This window comes from Nocardia sp. NPDC058705 (genome assembly GCF_042749305.1).
Classification (GTDB): domain Bacteria; phylum Actinomycetota; class Actinomycetes; order Mycobacteriales; family Mycobacteriaceae; genus Nocardia.
Genome location: NZ_JBHYRN010000002.1, coordinates 42049 through 59597, shown reverse-complemented (window position 1 = coordinate 59597; position 17549 = coordinate 42049). Strand labels below are relative to the sequence as shown.

Here is a 17549-nt window from a genome sequence, read left to right as displayed (position 1 = left end):
CAGGTTCCTCTGTTCACGCAAAGAATCCGAAAAGGTGGAAAATGAACACCCTTGATTTCGTCGACGAGAAGTCGCTGCGTAGCGATGTCCCGAACTTCCGTCCGGGCGACACCCTGAACGTGCACGTGAAGGTCATCGAAGGCTCGAAGGAGCGCATCCAGGTCTTCAAGGGCGTCGTGATCCGGCGCCACGGCGGCGGCATCGGCGAGACCTTCACGGTCCGCAAGGTGTCCTTCGGCGTCGGTGTCGAGCGCACCTTCCCCGTGCACAGCCCCAACATCGACCACATCGATGTCGTGACCCGTGGTGACGTGCGTCGCGCCAAGCTGTACTACCTGCGCGACCTGCGCGGCAAGGCTGCCAAGATCAAGGAAAAGCGCTGATCTCGCAGTAGCACTTCGCAGTAGCAGATTTCTTCAGGTAGCCCGGTACCCGACTCACGTCGGGGTGCCGGGCTACTCTGTTCGGCGTGGCAGACGAAAGTGGTTCGGTGTCGGTGTCCGATTCGGGTGACGACGGTGGGCGGCGCAGAAAAAAGCGCGGCGACAAGAAGCAGCGCCCGTTCTGGCAGGAGTTGCCGATCCTCGTCGTGATCGCGGCGGTGATCGCCGCGCTGATGGTGACTTTCGTCGGCAGACCGTATGTGATCCCCTCGCAGTCGATGGAGAACACGCTGCTGATCGGTGATCGCATCTACGTCCAGAAGATCAGCTACTACGGCTCCAAACCCGGGCCGGGCGATGTGGTGGTCTTCGTCGGACCGCCGTCGTGGAACGGGCACTACAAGTCGGTGCGTTCCGACAATTCCGTGGTGCGCGGAATCCAGAACTTCCTGTCCTACTTCGGACTGGTTCCGCCGGACGAGAACGATCTGGTCAAGCGCGTCATCGCGGTCGGCGGGCAGACCGTGCAGTGTTGCGATCCGCAGGGCCGCGTGATGGTGGACGGCAAACCGCTGGACGAGCCGTACATCAAGAAGGATTACCCCTGGTACACCGATCGTCCCAACGCCGTGTACCCGGCGGGTCGGGTGTTCGGTCCGGTGAAGGTGCCCGAGGGCAATCTGTGGGTGATGGGCGACAACCGCAACGAGTCGGCCGATTCGCGCGCCCACGTCAGCGACGATCTGCAGGGCACGGTGCCGGGGGACAACGTCCGTGGCAAGACGGTCTTCAAGATCTGGCCCCCGAACCGAATGGGTCCAGTGAAGACCCAGAACGCGCAAGAGAACTGACACGTTGAGGACGGGCGTTTCGGGTCGAGTGTGTACCCGGAACGCCCAGGAGAACTGACGCGACGGGACAATCGAACTGTGGGGCAGGATCGGATCAGCTGGCCGCCGCGGATGGTGATGCGCCGCGCGGGTGGGCTACGCACGCTGGAGGCGGCGCTCGTGCGCGGTGGCCTCGCGCCGGTGGCCGGTGTCGACGAGGCGGGGCGCGGACCCTGTGCGGGTCCGCTGGTGGTCGCCGCATGCCTGCTGGCGCCCAAGGCCTACGACAAGCTGGCCGGGCTCGACGACTCCAAGAAACTCACGGAGGCGGCCCGTGAGGAGCTGTTCCCGGTGGTTCAGCGGTTGTCGCTGGCCTGGAGCGTCGTGGTAGTGCCCGCATGGGAGATCGACTCGATCGGCATCCACGTCGCCAATATCGAGGGCATGCGCCGCGCCGTCGCAGGCCTGGCACGCACCCCCGGCTACATCCTGACCGACGGATTCAAGGTCCCCGGCCTGCCCGCACCCTCGCTGCCGGTGATCGGCGGCGACGGCACCGCGGCCTGCATCGCCGCGGCGAGCATCCTGGCGAAAGTGACAAGGGACCGGATGATGGTCGAGCTCGACGCGCAGCTGCCCGGCTACGGTTTCGCCGCGCACAAGGGGTACAACACGCCCGAGCACACCACGGCTCTTCGGCAGCTCGGACCGAGCACAGAACACCGCCGTTCATGGCGGAATGTGCGCGAGCTGGAAGTGCCCGGAGGTAGCCGAGTGGCTTCCCGTGCGGCGCATGCGCGATGATGACACCAATGAACGCGGCGCTGCTAGCAGGAGGACATCCCACCCGATGAGTGCTGAGGACCTCGAGAAGTACGAAACCGAGATGGAACTGTCGTTGTACCGCGAGTACAAGGACATCGTCGGCCAGTTCTCGTACGTGGTGGAGACCGAACGGCGCTTCTACCTGGCCAATTCTGTCGAACTGCGGCCACAGAACGCCGACGGCGAGGTGTATTTCGAAGTGCGGATGAGCGACGCCTGGGTGTGGGACATGTACCGCCCGGCACGATTCGTCAAGCACGTGCGGGTGATCACGTTCAAGGACGTGAACATCGAGGAGCTGGAGAAGCCGGACCTGCGCTTGCCGGAGTAGTTATCCACAGGGCGGCAGTTATCCACAGGTTTTCTGTTTGCCCAGGTCGCGCGGAGCGGCCAGGGGTGGGTGTGTGGCCATGCTTTCGCACATGGCACACAAACAGGCGCTCGGCGCATACGGGGAGAAGCTGGCCGCGCAGTATCTGTGCGAGTCGGGCATGGAGATCGTCGCCCGCAATTGGCGGTGTCGATACGGTGAGCTGGACCTGATCGTCCAGGACCCCTCGACCACGGTGTTCGTCGAGGTGAAGACGCGGTCGGGGTTGGGGTTCGGCACGCCCGCAGAGGCGGTCACCTTCAGCAAGCAACAGCGGATCCGTCGGCTCGCATTGCTGTGGTTGGCCGAGCAGGGCGGGCCGTGGCGGCGGATTCGCTTCGACGTCGTGTCGGTGCTGGTCCCGCGGGGTCGCGGGCCGGTCATCGATCATCTGACCGCGGCGTTCTGATGGCACTCGGACGGGCGTTGTCGGTGGCGGTCACCGGCGTCGACGGGCAACTGGTGGAGATCGAGGCCGATATCGGTCAGGGTCTGCCTTCGGTGAATCTGGTCGGTCTGCCCGATACCGCGCTGCAGGAGTCACGCAATCGGGTGCGTTCGGCGGTAGCCAATACGGGGGAGAAGTGGCCGGACGGGCGGGTGATCCTGGCGCTCTCGCCGGCGACATTGCCGAAAGTGGGCAGCGTGTACGACCTCGCGCTGGCCGTTTCCGTCCTCGACGCCTCCGGGGCGGTACCCGGCGAGCGGCTGGTGAAAACGGTGCTGCTGGGGGAGTTGGCCCTGGACGGCCGGGTTCGGCGGGTGCGCGGCGTGTTGCCCGCGGTGATCGCGGCCCGCGCGGCAGGGTTGCCCACGGTGGTCGTGCCTGCCGAGGCCGTCGCCGAAGCGGGGCTGGTCGAGGGGATCGAGGTCCTCGGGGCGACGAGTCTGCGGGCGGTGGTGGCGTGGCTGCGCGGGGAAGGCAAGTTGGTCGAACCCGACGGAGTCGTGCCGGGGACGCAGACGCCGTGTGGCGACCTCAGCGATGTGGTCGGTCAGGACGAGGCGCGGTGGGCGCTGGAAGTCGCCGCCGCGGGCGGACATCACCTGTTGCTAACCGGGCCACCCGGGATCGGCAAAACGATGCTGGCGCAACGCCTTCCAGGGCTGTTGCCGCCCCTGTCGGAGGCGGAATCCCTGGAGGTGACCGCGATCCATTCGATGGCGGGGTCGCTCTCGGCCGAACAGCCGTTGCTCACGCTGGCTCCCTTTGTCGCACCGCATCATTCGACCTCGGTGACCGCCATGATCGGTGGCGGTTCCGGCATGGCACGGCCGGGTGCGGTGAGTCGGGCGCATCGCGGAGTGTTGTTCCTCGACGAATGCGCCGAGATCGGCACCAAAGTGCTGGAGGCACTGCGCACTCCGCTCGAGGAAGGCGAAGTGCGCATCGCCCGGCGAGACGGCGTCGCCCGATATCCGGCCCGTTTTCAACTCGTGCTGGCGGCCAATCCCTGCCCGTGTGCGCCCGCCCGCGATGTGGACTGCATCTGCGCACCACTGGCGAGGCGCCGCTACCTGGGAAAACTGTCGGGACCGCTACTCGATCGCATCGATATCTGGGTTCAGATGCACGGTCAGGCCGGTGCGACCTTCGGCGACGAACAGGTCGAGGACAGTGCCACCGTGGCGGCGCGTGTTGCCGACGCTCGCGCCCGTGCAGCGCAGCGGTGGAGCGGGGACGGGTGGGCGACCAATGCCGAAGTGCCGGGCCACATTCTGCGAAAGCGGTTCAAGTTGCCCAGGGAATCGATCGCGCCGATCGAGGCGGCGTTGCGGCTCGGGCGCATGTCGGCTCGTGGCGCCGACCGGGCGATCCGGGTCGCCTGGACGGTCTGTGATCTGCGCGAGGGCGAGATGCCCACCGTGCAGGACGTGATGGCATCGTTGAACTTTCGACAGCGAGGTGCGCAATGAGTGGGGTGCGTGCGGTCGGTGCCGGGGTGGATCTGGACGGCGAACCGGACGAACGACGGCTCGCCTGGGTATATCTGTCGCGGGTGGTGCAGGGGCCGTGCGCACCGCTGTCGGCACTGATCGCCTCGGTCGGGGTGTGTGAGGCCGCCCGTGCTGTTCGCGAGCACGAGCTGCCTGCCGCCTTGCGCGGACCCACTGCCTCGCGGCATGAAATCGACTCAGCGGCAAAGGATCTGGAAGCCATCGACCGCCTGGGTGGGCGGGTCATCACGCCCGATGACGAAGAATGGCCAGGCTGGCGGATGCTCGGACTCGACCAGCTCGACACCGAACGCGATCGTGAGGCGGCGGTCCCGCTGGTGCTGTGGGCGCGGGGTCCGCTCTCGCTGCATGCCGCATCCGAACGTGCTGTCGCGGTGGTCGGGTCGCGGTGCAGCAGCGGATACGGGCTGCAGGTGGCGAGCGAGATCGCCTGCGACCTGTCCGGCCGGGGCTGGACGATTGTTTCCGGCGCCGCCTTCGGTATCGATGCCGCGGCGCATCGGGCGGCACTGGCCGTCGGTGGGCGGACAGTGGCGGTCCTCGCCTGCGGCGTCGATCGCCCGTATCCGGCCCAACACGACAGACTGCTGGCCGCCATCGCCGAGAGTGGTCTCGTCGTCAGCGAATATCCGCCGGGCCTCTCGGCCCAGAAACACCAGTTCCTGGCCAGGAACCGATTGATCGCGACCCTGGGTGACGGTGTCCTGGTCGTCGAAGCGGGTCTGCGCAGTGGTGCCCGCAACACCGTGAAATGGGCACGCAGGCTCGGCAGGCCGGCCATGGCGGTGCCAGGACCGGTCGGATCGGCATCGTCCGCAGGCTGTCACCGAATGATCAGAGATGGCGAGGCACTCCTGGTTACCCGCGCCGAGGACATCATCGACGAGGCAGGCCCCCTCCGACTTCCCGTCGCCGAGGGCACAACCACCGACCCGGCCGCCCACCTGCGCGGCGCCGAAGCCGAAATCTACGCGGCTCTACCCGTCATCGGCTCCCGTCTACCTCGGGAACTGTCCCAACAATCGGGTCTGGACCTGGCCACCGTCCGCGCGGTCCTACCGAGTCTGGAACTGGCCGACCTGGTCGGCTGCGACTCCGACGGGTGGTTTCGGACGTCGAGTCGTCGGGCGAGTTGAGGTGCTGCCGGCGAGCGGGCGAGGTGGGTACGTCCGCGTTCTGGCGAGAGCGGGCCTGCTGCTACTCGGCACGATTCGAGCAGGTTCGTGACTGGCGGCTCGGGGTCGGCGGCGGCGTGGTGGGTTGCGTGGGGGACGGGGAAGGGTGACGGTTGGGACATGGATGTGTTGCCTGATGATCTGACCGCTTTGCTCACCGAGTTCGGGCGGCATCTGCGGTTGGGGCGGAACAGGTCGGCGCATACGGTGCGGGCGTATCTGGGGGATGTGCGGTCGTTGCTGGAGCATCTGTACGCGCGGTCGGCGGATTCGGCGGTGCGGGAGTTGGATCTGCCGTTGCTGCGGTCGTGGTTGGCGGAGCTCGCGGCGGCGGGAGTGGCGCGGACGACGCTGGCTCGACGGGCCTCGGCGGCAAGGACTTTCACCGCGTGGCTCACCGAAACCGGGCGACTCGAGGTCGACCCGGGTTTGCGCCTGCAGGCCCCGAAAGCGCATCGGGTACTGCCCGCGGTGCTCGGGCGCAATCAAGCCGAGCAGGCCATGGATGCGGCGGAATCCGGGGCGGCACAGCAGGATCCGATGGCGCTACGCGATCGGCTGATCGTGGAGCTGTTGTACGCCACCGGAATCCGCGTCAGCGAGCTGTGCGGTCTCGATATCGACGACATCGACCGGGAGCGGCGCCTCGTGCGTGTGCTCGGCAAGGGCAACAAGGAACGCTCGGTGCCCTTCGGCGGCCCCGCCGACACCGCCCTCGACGCTTGGTTGCGCGCGGGTCGCCCGTCCCTGGTCAACGACCACTCCGGCCGCGCCCTGCTCCTCGGTCAACGCGGCCGCCGCCTCGACCAGCGCCAAGCCCGCACCGTCGTCCACGACGTGATCGCCGCGATCCCCGGCGCCCCCGACATGGGCCCCCACGGCCTACGCCATACCGCCGCCACCCACCTGCTCGAAGGCGGCGCCGATCTGCGCGTCGTCCAGGAACTCCTCGGCCACGCCAGCATGGCAACCACTCAGCTCTACACCCATGTCTCCGTCGAACGCCTCAAACGCGTCCATGACCAGGCCCACCCCCGCGCGTGAACCCGGTAAGAGCCATCAGCTCGTCGGGTTCGCGCCGAGCTCACCCGGGCGTACATCGTGACTTCGAATGATTCGCGACCAGCACGATCAGGTGCCGGGTCGCCTCGCACGAGCCTGTAGTCGGACCACGGCGGACCGAGCGCAGCTCGGTGAGCGAGAGACGCGTGGCGCGGTGACATTGATCGGTAAGCCTCTTCCGCAGTGTGCGACTGTGCCGTCGAGACCGAGGAGATAGGACCGGCGGCGCCGCGCTTATGGCGGTCGCGGTCGGATCGGTCGATCTGGCGCATGATGGGACCAGGAGGTGGTGGTCGTGACGTTGCCCGAGGTCGGGGCCGAATCCGGGGACGGCGAGGAGGAGGTCGACTATCGGTTCACCCTCGCCAACGAACGCACGTTCCTCGCGTGGATCAGGACCGCGCTCGGTCTGCTCGCGGGTGGTGTCGCGGTGCATACCCTCGTGCAGCCGACCCGGCTGGCCGGATTCGCCGGACCCATCTCGATGATCTGCGTGGTCCTGTCGCTGGTCGTCGCCGTCATCGCCTTCTGGCACTGGCGCCGGGTGAACCACGCGATGCGCGCTGGGGGACCACTGCCGGGCACGCTCCTGGTGCCCGGCCTGTCGGTCGGTGTCGCGGTGGTCGCCGCACTCGCCTGTCTGGCGGTGGTGCTGTCGTGACCGCACCGAGTCTGGCCATGGAGCGCACCGCGCTGGCCTGGCGGCGCACCTCTCTCGCCGCGACGGTGTGCGCCCTGCTCTTCGCGCACGAGGCAACCACCGACAGTCGGCGGATGGTGGTGCTTCCACTCGCCGCCGCCACCGTTGCCCTGCTGCTGGCCTGCGTCGGCTGGTTGCGCGGCCACGCGCTCGACCGCGGCCACGCGGGCATCAGTGACCGACCTGTCGCGACCACCACCGTCGCCGTCGCGATCCTCGCGTTCATCGCCGTTCTCAGTGTGCTGTTCAACGGGTAGCGCGGAGCACGCCGCCGCATCACCCGTCCTGATTCCTCCCGTGCGTCGTGGTCCAACAGACGATCGGGATGTGTGGCGCGTCTACCACCGAACGCGAATTCGGTCGACGCTCCGCGGCACCGGAAATAGTGTGGAGGTCGTGACTTCCCTGCGTGAGCGGCTGCGTGCCGCGCTGAAGCCCGCGATGAAGGCCCGCGACCGTGACGCGGTCTCGGCGATCCGCTCGGCCATGGCGGCGATCGACAACGCGGAGGCAGTCGATGCCGGTGAGGTGAAAGCCGGTGCGCTGGAAGACAGTCCGGTCGGCCTCGGTGCGGCGGAGGTCAGTCGCCGCGACCTCACCGACGTCGAGATCGAAGCGATCGTTCGTCATGAGATCGACGAAAGACGCGTCGCGGCAACCGAATACGACCGACTGGGCGCGGTCGATCGCCGTGATCGGTTGACCGCCGAGGCAGACACGCTGACCGCACTGCTCTGACGGCCGGCGGCGTCAGTCGTTGGTGGGCAAGGTGTTCAGGTAGCGGTGGGTGAACCAGCGCTGGATCAACCGGACGACGGGGCCGCCGAGCCGGACATACCAGGTGCCCGGCTTGGAGAACGCGGTGATCAGGCCGTAGACGGTGTCGTCGGTCGGGTCGTACTCGACGGCGAACAATTCCTCGCCGACCTCGGGATGCCCGGGCAGCGTGCCGTATGCGAAGCCTCGCCGGTCGGGTTCGTCGAGGACGTAGACGACGCGGCAGGGCGCGTTGAAGGTCAGTGGTCCGATCTGGAGTGCGACCGTCAATTCGGTTCCGGGCTGCGCTGTTTCGGTATCGGAGTCGCGGAAGGTGCCGACGTCCTTCTGAATTCCGAAGTCGAGGATGTGTGAAGCCACGCGGTCGAACAGGTCGCGGCCGTGGCCGAGTGGCCGACGATTGCGGAACTTGTGGTAGCCGACGGGCATCGTGGTGCGGGTGGCACCGACCTCGGCGTAGGTGAAGGGCGCTGATTCCTTGGACACGTCTCGATTGTCGTCTCTGGGCGGTCGGTTCAGGGCCCAGGTGGTGGAGTGGTTCGTCACGTTATGTCTCCAGTGGTTTCAGGCGGACCGGCACCTCGTGCAGGAGTCCGAGCGGGTCGACGTATTCGCGCCGGTTGTGAGCGCCGGTTTCGCGGCGAGCGCCCCAGTGCAGGCAGGCGGCGGCCGGACACCCCTCGTGTCCGGCCAGCAGCGTGCCGATCGGCGTACCCCTGCTCACCCGGCTTCCCACCTCGACCTTCGCCTCGACCGGTTCATAGGTGGTGCGCAAGCCGCCCGGATGATCGACGGACACCACCGGTTTGCCCGCCACTTTCCCTGCGAACACCACGATGCCCTCGCCCGCCGCCAACACGGACTGCCCGGCGACACCCGCCAGATCCACCCCGCGATGCCCCGGGAGCCAATTCCGCTCCGGCTTGTCGAACCGGCGTTCCACCGCGGGCCGCGGCCGCAACGGCCAACCGAACGCCCCCGACTCCGCCGCGTCGGCAGGCGCCGCGTCGGCAGGCACCGCCCCGCTGAGCACGATCGCCACCAAGCACACGACACCCAGCACCCGACCGAGAGTCGCCCGCACCCTGCGCGCCGCGCGCCGCGATCTCGAGGGCTTGCTCGAATACTGCTCGCGATCGAGCATGCCCGGCCACACCACGGTTGCGGGCCCGGGGCGACTCACCTGATCTACGGAAGGCAGCTCCAGTGATGGTCGGGACAAGCGCGGATCGGACCGGCCGACGCGCGTCGGCCACGGTCTGGCGTCGAGCTGGTGCAGGTCGGGTCGTTGGGTGTATGCCGGCGACGGTCTGGTGTCGGGCTGGTGGGTGCGTGTCGGCCACAGCCTGGTGCCGGGCTGAGGGCGAGTTGCGCGCGGAGAACGACTCACCGCGTGGCGACCGGCCGTGAACCTGGTGGACACCGCGCCCTCAGCGGTGGGGTCGGGGCGTAGGAACGCGTTGCTGAGCGGCCACGGACTGCAACATCTCCCGTAGGACAGCGGGCAACTCCGCCGCCGACCCGGTCCCGCCCCCGGCCCGCACCACGATCGCGATCTCCGACCGAGCCCCCGCACTCTGATCCACGCCCTGAGGTCGGCCGGGCACTGAACCGAGGTCATGGGTCGTGATCTGAACCGGCACGGGCGCGGGAACGAGCTCACGCCGCGGCACCGTCACGGGCACGACGGCTGGTGTCCGGCCGCAAGAGCCCGCAGGACCGACACCGGATGCGCGATCAGGCGACGGTTCCCTCGCGCCGTCCTGCGTCGACCCGATCGAAAGCTGCACAGAAATCGCGACACGTGAACCGGTAGGTGGGGCCTGATCGCCTGTTGCGCGAGGTCCGTCTTGGGGGTTCGGCGGCGCTGACGGCACCGTGCCCGGGGCAGCCGCACGTTGCGGTGGCACACTCGGATCGGTGCTCCGTCGCGTCGGCGGGTGGGCGAGCACCACCCCACCGTCGGCGCATTTCGGCACCGGCTCGGCGGGCCGAGCGACCGCGGGAGACGCCCCCGAATCGGCCGGATTCGGATGCGCGGCCGCCGGTGCGGCAGCCACTCCCGCCGCGCAGAGCAGCGGGAACGTGGTGATCAGGGTGCGTGTCAGTGTGTTCATGCCCCCACTCTGGGCGTCGCATAACCCCAGTGGGACAACGATTTCGGGATTGTGGACAACTTTCCCATATGTGGATATCTCCTACTTCATCCACGAAATGGGCGGTCGATGCGCAGGGGCGATTTCGGCCCTGGCCCCTCTCCGCGTAGACTGAACAAGCGGTTTGTGCTCAGCAGCCATTGCGTGTGCACAGCACGGACCGACTTCGCGCGCCACCCGTGCTCGTCCATCCGGTCGTCGCTCGCAATGCAGACGGTCCGCGAGGGCATGTCAGCGCGAGTTCTCCGACGGATGAACAGGGAAATCGTCGGCTGGTCCCGGATTCTTCGAATCGGGTCCGGCGGTTTCGGTGGCGCCAGGGCAGTCGATCGCCGATCGGCTGCGTCAACCGGCAACGAAAGAGAGATACGAAGGCTATGCCTGTCGTAACTATGAAGCAGCTGCTCGACAGCGGCGCGCACTTCGGCCACCAGACTCGTCGGTGGAACCCGAAGATGAAGCGGTTCATCTTCACCGACCGCAACGGCATCTACATCATCGACCTGCAGCAGACGCTGACCTTCATCGACAAGGCCTACGAGTTCGTCAAGGAGACTGTCGCCCACGGTGGCACCGTCCTCTTCGTCGGTACCAAGAAGCAGGCCCAGGAGTCGATCGCTTCCGAGGCGCTGCGCGTCGGAATGCCCTACGTCAACCAGCGTTGGCTGGGTGGCATGCTCACCAACTTCTCCACCGTGCACAAGCGCCTGCAGCGCCTCAAAGAACTCGAGGCCATGGAGCAGACCGGTGGCTTCGAGGGTCGCACCAAGAAGGAAATCCTCATGCTCACGCGTGAGATGACCAAGCTGGATCGCACCCTCGGTGGTATCCGTGACATGGCCAAGGTTCCCTCGGCCATCTGGATCGTCGATACCAACAAGGAGCACATCGCCGTCGGCGAGGCGCGCAAGCTGAACATCCCGGTCATCGCGATCCTGGATACCAACTGCGACCCCGACCTGGTCGACTACCCGATCCCGGGTAACGACGACGCGATCCGTTCCGCCGCACTGCTCACCAAGGTCGTCGCTTCCGCGGTGGCCGAGGGCGTGCAGGCCCGCGCGGGCCAGGCTTCCGGCGACGCGAAGCCCGAAGCCGGCGCAGGCGAGCCGCTGGCCGAGTGGGAGCAGGAGCTCCTGTCTTCGGCGACCCCGGCCGCTGAGGTCGTCGAGGCTGTCGAAGCCGCCGAGACCCCGATCGAGACCCCGGCTGAGGCCGAGGCCGAGGTCAAGGCCGACCCGGCACAGCACACCCCGGCCGACTTCTGAGCTGACCGGTAGCTTTACGTTCACCTTGCCGGCCCTTCTGAATTCAGAAGCGGTCGGCAAGGTGGTGTTAACACCCAAGCACCCCACACACGAGGAGGGTCGCCACATATGGCGAACTACACCGCTGCTGATGTGAAGCGGCTCCGGGAGCTCACCGGCTCCGGCATGATGGACTGCAAGAACGCGCTGGCCGATTCCGACGGCGATTTCGACAAGGCCGTCGAGGTGCTGCGCATCAAGGGCGCCAAGGACGTCGGCAAGCGTGCCGAGCGTGCGACCGCCGAGGGTCTGGTCATCGCCAAGGATGGCGTCATGGTCGAGATCAACTGCGAGACCGACTTCGTCGCCAAGAACGCCGAGTTCCAGCAGCTCGCCGAGGCCATCGTGACCGCGGCTGCCGCGGCCAAGCCGGCCGACCTGGACGCTCTCAAGGCGCTCAAGCTGACCGACGGCACCGTTGACGACGCCGTGCAGGCGCTGTCGGCCAAGATCGGCGAGAAGCTGGAACTGCGTCGCGTCGTGTCCTTCGACGGCCCGGTCGCCACCTACCTGCACAAGCGTGCCTCGGACCTGCCGCCCGCCGTCGGCGTGCTGGTGGAGTACGAGGGCACCGGCGACGCCGCTGCCGATGCCGCGCGTGCCGCCGGCATGCAGGTCGCCGCGCTCAAGGCCAAGTACCTGACCCGCGAGGAGGTGCCCGCCGACGTCGTCGACGCCGAGCGTCGCATCGCCGAGGAAACCGCGCGCGAAGAGGGCAAGCCCGAAGCCGCGCTGTCGAAGATCACCGAAGGCCGTGTCAACGGCTTCTTCAAGGACGTCGTGCTGCTCGAGCAGGCCGCCGTCACCGACTCCAAGAAGACTGTCAAGAAGCTTCTGGAAGAGGCGGGCGTGAACGTGAAGCGTTTCGCTCGTTTCGAGGTCGGCCAGGCCTGATCCGCCTGACATGACGAAAAGCCTCTTCGGCGCGGTGTGATGCCGCGCTGGAGGGGCTTTCCTCGTGCACCGAGGTGACCCCACTTCTGGGTGACCGCAACCTGATAGGGCAGGATGGATGCCGCCTGCTCGCCCCACTCTCGACCTCGCCGAAGGAGACCGACACCCATGACGGACCCGGGTAACGACCGCCCTGGATACAACCGGGTGCTGCTCAAGCTGGGTGGGGAGATGTTCGGCGGCGGCGGTGTCGGCCTCGACCCCGATGTGGTGCAGACGGTGGCCGAGCAGATCGCCGAGATCGTCGAGACCGGCGTGCAGGTGGCCGTGGTGATCGGCGGCGGCAACTTCTTCCGCGGCGCCGAGCTCGAAGAACGCGGCATGGAGCGGGCACGCTCCGACTACATGGGCATGCTGGGCACCGTGATGAACAGCCTCGCCCTCCAAGACTTCTTGCAGCAGCAGGGCATCGACACTCGCGTGCAGACCGCCATCACGATGGGCCAGGTCGCCGAGCCCTACCTGCCGCTGCGCGCCAAGCGCCACCTGGAGAAGGGACGCGTCGTGATCTTCGGTGCGGGCATGGGCATGCCCTACTTCTCCACCGATACCACCGCCGCCCAGCGTGCGTTGGAGATCGGCGCCGAGGTGGTGTTGATGGCCAAGGCGGTCGACGGCGTGTTCGACGCCGATCCGCGCGTCGACCCCAACGCGAGCATGTTCACCGAGATCACCCACAAGGAAGTGATCGAAAAGGGCCTGAAGGTGGCCGATGCCACCGCTTTCAGTCTCTGCATGGACAACCAGATGCCGATGCTGGTGTTCAATTTGTTGATCGAGGGCAATATTGCCCGTGCGGTCGCCGGTGAACCCATCGGCACCCTGGTTCGGTCGTGACCCCGCATTCGCGGACGATGACGATGACGATGCTGTGGAGGATTCGGTCGTGATTGATGAAGCGCTCTTCGATGCCGAAGAGAAGATGGACAAGGCCGTCACGGTGGCGAAGGACGACCTGGGCAGCATTCGCACCGGTCGCGCCAACCCGGGCATGTTCACCCGCGTGCTGATCGAGTACTACGGCTCGCTCACCCCGATCACCCAGGTGTCGAGCATCACCGTGCCCGAGCCGCGCATGGTCGTGATCAAGCCCTACGAGCAGAGCTCGCTCGGCCTGATCGAGAACGCCATCCGCAACTCCGACCTCGGCGTGAACCCGACCAACAACGGGGACATCCTGCGCATCTCGGTGCCGCAGCTCACCGAGGAACGTCGCCGCGAGATGGTCAAGATGGCCAAGAGCAAGGGCGAGGACGCCAAGGTCTCGATTCGCAACGTCCGCCGCAAGGCGATGGACGAACTGGGTCGCATCCAGAAGGATGGCGAAGCGGGTGAGGACGAGGTCGGGCGCGCCGAGAAGGAGCTCGACAAGACCACCGCCAAGTACGTGGCCCAGGTCGACGAGCTGGTCAAGCACAAGGAAGCCGAACTGCTCGAGGTCTGAGCGCCAGATATCGCCAGTCCCGCTCGTGCGGGGGATGAACGGAACGACGAGTTGAGCGACGGGACAATCGTGGCCGAAGACGCCGCCGCCACCGGGGCGGCACCGGATCCCACGCCGGATGTGGAGGAGACTGCTGCCGCGCCGCAGGAGCCACCTGTTCCGACCTCACGGGCGGGGCGCAACCTGCCCGCGGCCTTGGCGGTCGGGCTGACGCTCGGCTTGTCGCTGATCGCGATCCTGCTCTTCGTCCCGAAGGTGTTCATCGCGGTCGCGGGGCTCGGCGTCGGGGTGGCGACCTGGGAGGTCACCAAGCGGCTGCGCGAGGCCGACGTGCTGGTGCCGCGGATTCCGCTGCTGGTCGGCGGCCAGGCGGTGTTCTGGCTCGGCTGGCCGTGGGGAGCGAGCGGGGTGCTCGGCGCGTTCGCCGCCACCGCGCTGGTGTGTATGGTGTGGCGCCTGTTCGACCACGGCCTCGGTACCGCACCGAAGAACTTTCTGCGTGACACCGCGATCGCGCTGTTCACCCTCACCTGGATCCCGCTGCTGGCCGCGTTCTCGACGCTGCTGCTGCTCGAACCCGACGGCAACCTGCGGGTGCTCACCTTCATGATCCTGGTGGTGTGCTCCGATGTCGGCGGCTATGTCGCCGGTGTGCTGTTCGGCAGGCATCCGATGGTGCCCGCGATCAGCCCGAAGAAGTCGTGGGAGGGGTTCTGCGGTTCGCTGGTGTTCAGCGTGATCGGCGGTCTGCTGACCGTCACGCTGCTGCTCGAGGCGAATTCGATGATCGGTGTGGTGCTCGGTGTCGGCCTGGTGGCCGTGGCGACCATCGGTGACCTGATCGAGTCGCAGGTCAAGCGCGAACTCGGCATCAAGGACATGGGCACGTTGCTGCCCGGGCACGGCGGGATCATGGACCGCCTCGACTCCATGCTGCCCTCAGCGTTCGTGTCCTGGCTGGTCCTCAGCGCGCTGATCTAGAGCGACTTCTTCGCCGCGTGGCGTAACTGCAGGATCCGGACCCCGCCGACCAGCGCCATCACCAGCGCGCCCGCGATCACCGACAGCAGTACGGTGATGCCAAGTGGCAGCTCGAAACTCCAGAACAGCAGCTCGGTGCGGACCTTGTCGAGGTTCTGGATGATGAAGACCAGCAGGACGATGCCGAGCAGGGCTGCGGCGATCAGGGCGATCCAGGTGTAGCCGGTGCGCGATCCGTGCACGGCGTCGTGCGTGACCGGTGCGGTCTTCGCGGGTTCGACCGCCTTGCTGTGCTTGTCGGTGTGTTCGGTGGTCGGCGGGTCGTGTTCGGCCGGTGACGCACCGGATTCCGCGTGTGTGCTCATAGTCCGATCATTGCCGACTGCTATCGCTCGCGCACGCAACTTCTCGATAATGTCGCCCGGCGTGGCGGGCCCGACGTGGCGTTTGGGACAATGGTGAAACTATGGCCACCTCCCTGCCCCTCGTGTTCGATGCCCCGCGCCGCGGTATGCCGCCGCGCCACCTCGCCGATCTCGATTCGGACGAACGCAAGGCCGCGGTGCAGGAGCTGGGTTTGCCGAAGTTCCGGGCCGATCAGCTGGCCCGCCAGTACTACGGCCGCCTGCAAGCCGATCCGGCGCTGATGACCGACCTGCCCGCCGACGTGCGTGACAAGGTTGCGGAAACCCTGTTCCCGCCGCTGCTGTCGGTGGTCCGCAACATCGCCTGCGACGAGGGTGACACCCGCAAAACGCTGTGGAAGGCCCACGACGGCACGCTGCTGGAAAGCGTGCTCATGCGCTACCCCGACCGCAACACACTGTGCATCTCCAGCCAGGCCGGCTGCGGTATGGCGTGTCCGTTCTGCGCGACCGGGCAGGCCGGGCTCACCCGCAACCTGTCGACCGCGGAGATCGTCGACCAGGTCCGCGCGGCCGCGGCCGATCTGCGCGACGGTGAGGTGCACGGCGGTCCCGGTCGGCTGTCCAACATCGTGTTCATGGGGATGGGTGAGCCCCTGGCGAACTACAAGCGTGTGGTGAACGCGGTGCGCCGGATCACCTCGCCCGCGCCCGACGGTCTCGGCATCTCGCAGCGCTCGGTGACGGTCTCGACCGTCGGCCTCGCGCCCGCGATCCGCAAGCTGGCCGACGAGAATATGTCGGTGCGCCTGGCGGTCTCGCTGCACACCCCCGACGACGAACTGCGCGACACCCTGGTCCCGGTGAACAACCGCTGGTCCATCGCCGAAGTACTCGACGCCGCACGCTATTACGCCGACAAGTCCGGTCGACGCGTGTCGATCGAGTACGCGCTCATCCGCGACATCAACGACCAGCCGTGGCGCGCGGACATGCTCGGCAAGAAGCTGCACAAGGCCCTCGGCCCACTCGTACACGTGAACCTGATCCCGTTGAACCCGACCCCGGGCAGCGAGTGGGATGCCAGCCCGAAGCCGGTCGAGAAGGAGTTCGTGCGCCGCGTGATCGCCCAGGGTGTGTCGTGCACGGTGCGTGACACTCGCGGCCAGGAAATCGCGGCAGCTTGCGGTCAACTCGCGGCCGAGGGCTAGGGACAGCCGGACCCTCATTGGCTTGGAGCCCGCTGTGAGTGGCTCTCGCGAACGGCCGGTTTGCTTGACCAGGCCACTGAGACGTAGCACAAGCACCTATAGCTGTCGACGCTCCGCGATTTGGCGTATCTGGACGAGGCTGGACGATGAGGCCTGCATCGGCGACGTCCCTTCGGGATCGTCTTCCCGCATCTACACGTGCCAATTTGGTTGCAGATCAATAGGATTGCGCCATGACACCACAACGTCAGATCGATTGGGCGTCCTTCGATGTGAACGTCAACATCTCCGCACCCGTGGTCGGCCATTACAACGATCCGGGGCTGATGCAGTGGACTGGGACTGCCACGTACACAGTCAGTTCCGTCGATGACATCCCAGCCGACGACGCACCGCTTGGCCTCTCTGTAGTTCACACTGACGAACGTGGCGAACCAGAGAAGCGATGGACGGTGCTGAGGATGCACGGTCTGCTGGTTGATCCGTACATCGTCGAGAGCGGCATCGTTGACCTTCTTGACGGCCTGTCGCAGGACTACTCGCATTTCGCACTTCTGTTCGGCGGCGACAATCGCTTCCATCCTGACCTAGATGAGATCATCGAAGGCGTGAACTCCGCAGCCGTCCTGATCGACCGGGTCTACATGGCGGAGACCTGGCGGGGTCGTGGCGGAGTGGGTCGCCTACTTATCAGTCGCATTCTTCGGCTCTTCGCTGAATCTGCCGGTGTGGTGGCCACTCATCCTTTCCCGATCGAGCTGTTGAAGGAGCGGGACGATCAGACTGGCCTGACCGAGCATCCGCGCTTCGAGGAAGAGCTGGCGAAGGTACGACGGACTTGGGAATCTCTGGGGTTTGAGCGGTATACCCCGCAGTGCTGGGTATTGGACCCCGCCATGCGGACGCACATGGATTCGGTAGCGCGACTTGAGAAGACGCTGTTCGTCGATACATAGCCAGGTCTGCCAACGCAGACGAGTCGTCGTAGTGCGTCGCTACTCGATGAAGGGCTGCGCCAGCGCGACTTGGTCGGGATATTCGGGTACGCGG

22 protein-coding genes are annotated in these 17549 nt (G+C 66.7%); 18 read left to right on the top strand and 4 right to left on the bottom strand.

Annotated features, from left to right (window positions below):
- Positions 1-41 precede the first annotated feature (41 nt).
- The 11 genes from rplS to ACFW6D_RS03405 all read left to right on the top strand — a co-directional run bounded on the left by rplS (position 42) and on the right by ACFW6D_RS03405 (position 8042).
- Complete coding sequence (rplS, locus tag ACFW6D_RS03455) at positions 42-383, top strand: 50S ribosomal protein L19 (RefSeq protein ID WP_062986944.1); 342 nt, start codon at positions 42-44, stop codon at positions 381-383.
- 86 nt (positions 384-469) lie between these two features.
- Positions 470-1234, top strand: coding sequence for a signal peptidase I (gene lepB, locus ACFW6D_RS03450; protein ID WP_379324343.1), 765 nt, complete (start codon positions 470-472; stop codon positions 1232-1234).
- A 78-nt stretch (positions 1235-1312) separates the two neighbouring features.
- On the top strand, positions 1313-2017 hold the full coding sequence (locus ACFW6D_RS03445; RefSeq protein ID WP_379324341.1) for a ribonuclease HII: 705 nt from the start codon (positions 1313-1315) through the stop codon (positions 2015-2017).
- Positions 2018-2063: 46 nt separating this feature from the next.
- Positions 2064-2369 (top strand): DUF2469 domain-containing protein, encoded by a 306-nt coding sequence (locus ACFW6D_RS03440; protein ID WP_011210678.1) that lies wholly within the window; start codon positions 2064-2066, stop codon positions 2367-2369.
- Positions 2370-2460: 91 nt separating this feature from the next.
- Complete coding sequence (locus ACFW6D_RS03435; RefSeq protein ID WP_379324339.1) at positions 2461-2817, top strand: YraN family protein; 357 nt, start codon at positions 2461-2463, stop codon at positions 2815-2817.
- Positions 2817-4325, top strand: a complete 1509-nt coding sequence (locus ACFW6D_RS03430; protein WP_379324337.1) for a YifB family Mg chelatase-like AAA ATPase — start codon at positions 2817-2819, stop codon at positions 4323-4325. The genes ACFW6D_RS03435 and ACFW6D_RS03430 overlap by 1 nt, the downstream gene beginning before the upstream one ends.
- A complete protein-coding gene (dprA, locus tag ACFW6D_RS03425; RefSeq protein ID WP_379324335.1) occupies positions 4322-5503 on the top strand; it encodes a DNA-processing protein DprA in 1182 nt (393 codons plus the stop codon). The genes ACFW6D_RS03430 and dprA overlap by 4 nt, the downstream gene beginning before the upstream one ends.
- 159 nt (positions 5504-5662) lie before the next feature.
- A complete protein-coding gene (locus ACFW6D_RS03420; RefSeq protein ID WP_379324333.1) occupies positions 5663-6586 on the top strand; it encodes a tyrosine recombinase XerC in 924 nt (307 codons plus the stop codon).
- Between the two features lie 313 nt (positions 6587-6899).
- Entirely contained in the window at positions 6900-7265 is a 366-nt protein-coding gene (locus ACFW6D_RS03415) for a YidH family protein (protein WP_379324331.1), read from the top strand.
- On the top strand, positions 7262-7561 hold the full coding sequence (locus ACFW6D_RS03410) for a DUF202 domain-containing protein (RefSeq protein ID WP_379324329.1): 300 nt from the start codon (positions 7262-7264) through the stop codon (positions 7559-7561). The genes ACFW6D_RS03415 and ACFW6D_RS03410 overlap by 4 nt, the downstream gene beginning before the upstream one ends.
- A 139-nt stretch (positions 7562-7700) precedes the next feature.
- Positions 7701-8042: a hypothetical protein gene (locus ACFW6D_RS03405; RefSeq protein WP_379324327.1), complete on the top strand. Its 342-nt coding sequence runs from the start codon at positions 7701-7703 to the stop codon at positions 8040-8042.
- Positions 8043-8054: 12 nt separating this feature from the next.
- On the opposite strand, the gene ACFW6D_RS03400 is transcribed toward ACFW6D_RS03405, so the two are convergent.
- From ACFW6D_RS03400 to ACFW6D_RS03390, 3 genes are all read right to left on the bottom strand, one after another.
- Complete coding sequence (locus ACFW6D_RS03400) at positions 8055-8567, bottom strand: DUF1990 family protein (RefSeq protein ID WP_379324325.1); 513 nt, start codon at positions 8565-8567, stop codon at positions 8055-8057.
- Between the two features lie 61 nt (positions 8568-8628).
- On the bottom strand, positions 8629-9225 hold the full coding sequence (locus ACFW6D_RS03395) for a M23 family metallopeptidase (RefSeq protein ID WP_379325019.1): 597 nt from the start codon (positions 9223-9225) through the stop codon (positions 8629-8631).
- 286 nt (positions 9226-9511) lie between these two features.
- The gene (locus ACFW6D_RS03390) at positions 9512-10198 is read right to left on the bottom strand and encodes a hypothetical protein (RefSeq protein WP_379324324.1); all 687 of its coding nucleotides are present in this window, start codon (positions 10196-10198) and stop codon (positions 9512-9514) included.
- A gap of 416 nt (positions 10199-10614) precedes the next feature.
- Between ACFW6D_RS03390 and rpsB the strand changes: the two genes are divergently transcribed.
- The 5 genes from rpsB (at position 10615) to ACFW6D_RS03365 (ending at position 14923) form a co-directional block, all read left to right on the top strand.
- Entirely contained in the window at positions 10615-11505 is an 891-nt protein-coding gene (gene rpsB / locus ACFW6D_RS03385) for a 30S ribosomal protein S2 (RefSeq protein WP_379234810.1), read from the top strand.
- A 108-nt stretch (positions 11506-11613) separates the two neighbouring features.
- On the top strand, positions 11614-12438 hold the full coding sequence (gene tsf, locus ACFW6D_RS03380) for a translation elongation factor Ts (protein ID WP_379324323.1): 825 nt from the start codon (positions 11614-11616) through the stop codon (positions 12436-12438).
- A gap of 168 nt (positions 12439-12606) precedes the next feature.
- The gene (gene pyrH, locus ACFW6D_RS03375) at positions 12607-13335 is read left to right on the top strand and encodes a UMP kinase (RefSeq protein ID WP_379324322.1); all 729 of its coding nucleotides are present in this window, start codon (positions 12607-12609) and stop codon (positions 13333-13335) included.
- A gap of 49 nt (positions 13336-13384) precedes the next feature.
- Positions 13385-13942 (top strand): ribosome recycling factor, encoded by a 558-nt coding sequence (gene frr, locus ACFW6D_RS03370; RefSeq protein ID WP_101468579.1) that lies wholly within the window; start codon positions 13385-13387, stop codon positions 13940-13942.
- Positions 13943-13993: 51 nt separating this feature from the next.
- The gene (locus tag ACFW6D_RS03365) at positions 13994-14923 is read left to right on the top strand and encodes a phosphatidate cytidylyltransferase (RefSeq protein WP_379324321.1); all 930 of its coding nucleotides are present in this window, start codon (positions 13994-13996) and stop codon (positions 14921-14923) included.
- Here ACFW6D_RS03365 and ACFW6D_RS03360 read toward each other — a convergent pair.
- Positions 14920-15288 carry a lipopolysaccharide assembly LapA domain-containing protein gene (locus ACFW6D_RS03360; protein ID WP_379324320.1) on the bottom strand — a complete coding sequence of 123 codons (369 nt, stop codon included), beginning with the start codon at positions 15286-15288 and terminating at the stop codon, positions 14920-14922. The two genes, ACFW6D_RS03365 and ACFW6D_RS03360, sit on opposite strands and share 4 nt — an antisense overlap.
- A 101-nt stretch (positions 15289-15389) precedes the next feature.
- Between ACFW6D_RS03360 and rlmN the strand changes: the two genes are divergently transcribed.
- A complete protein-coding gene (gene rlmN / locus ACFW6D_RS03355) occupies positions 15390-16499 on the top strand; it encodes a 23S rRNA (adenine(2503)-C(2))-methyltransferase RlmN (RefSeq protein ID WP_379324319.1) in 1110 nt (369 codons plus the stop codon).
- A gap of 233 nt (positions 16500-16732) precedes the next feature.
- Complete coding sequence (locus tag ACFW6D_RS03350) at positions 16733-17455, top strand: hypothetical protein (RefSeq protein WP_379324318.1); 723 nt, start codon at positions 16733-16735, stop codon at positions 17453-17455.
- Positions 17456-17549: the final 94 nt, after the last annotated feature.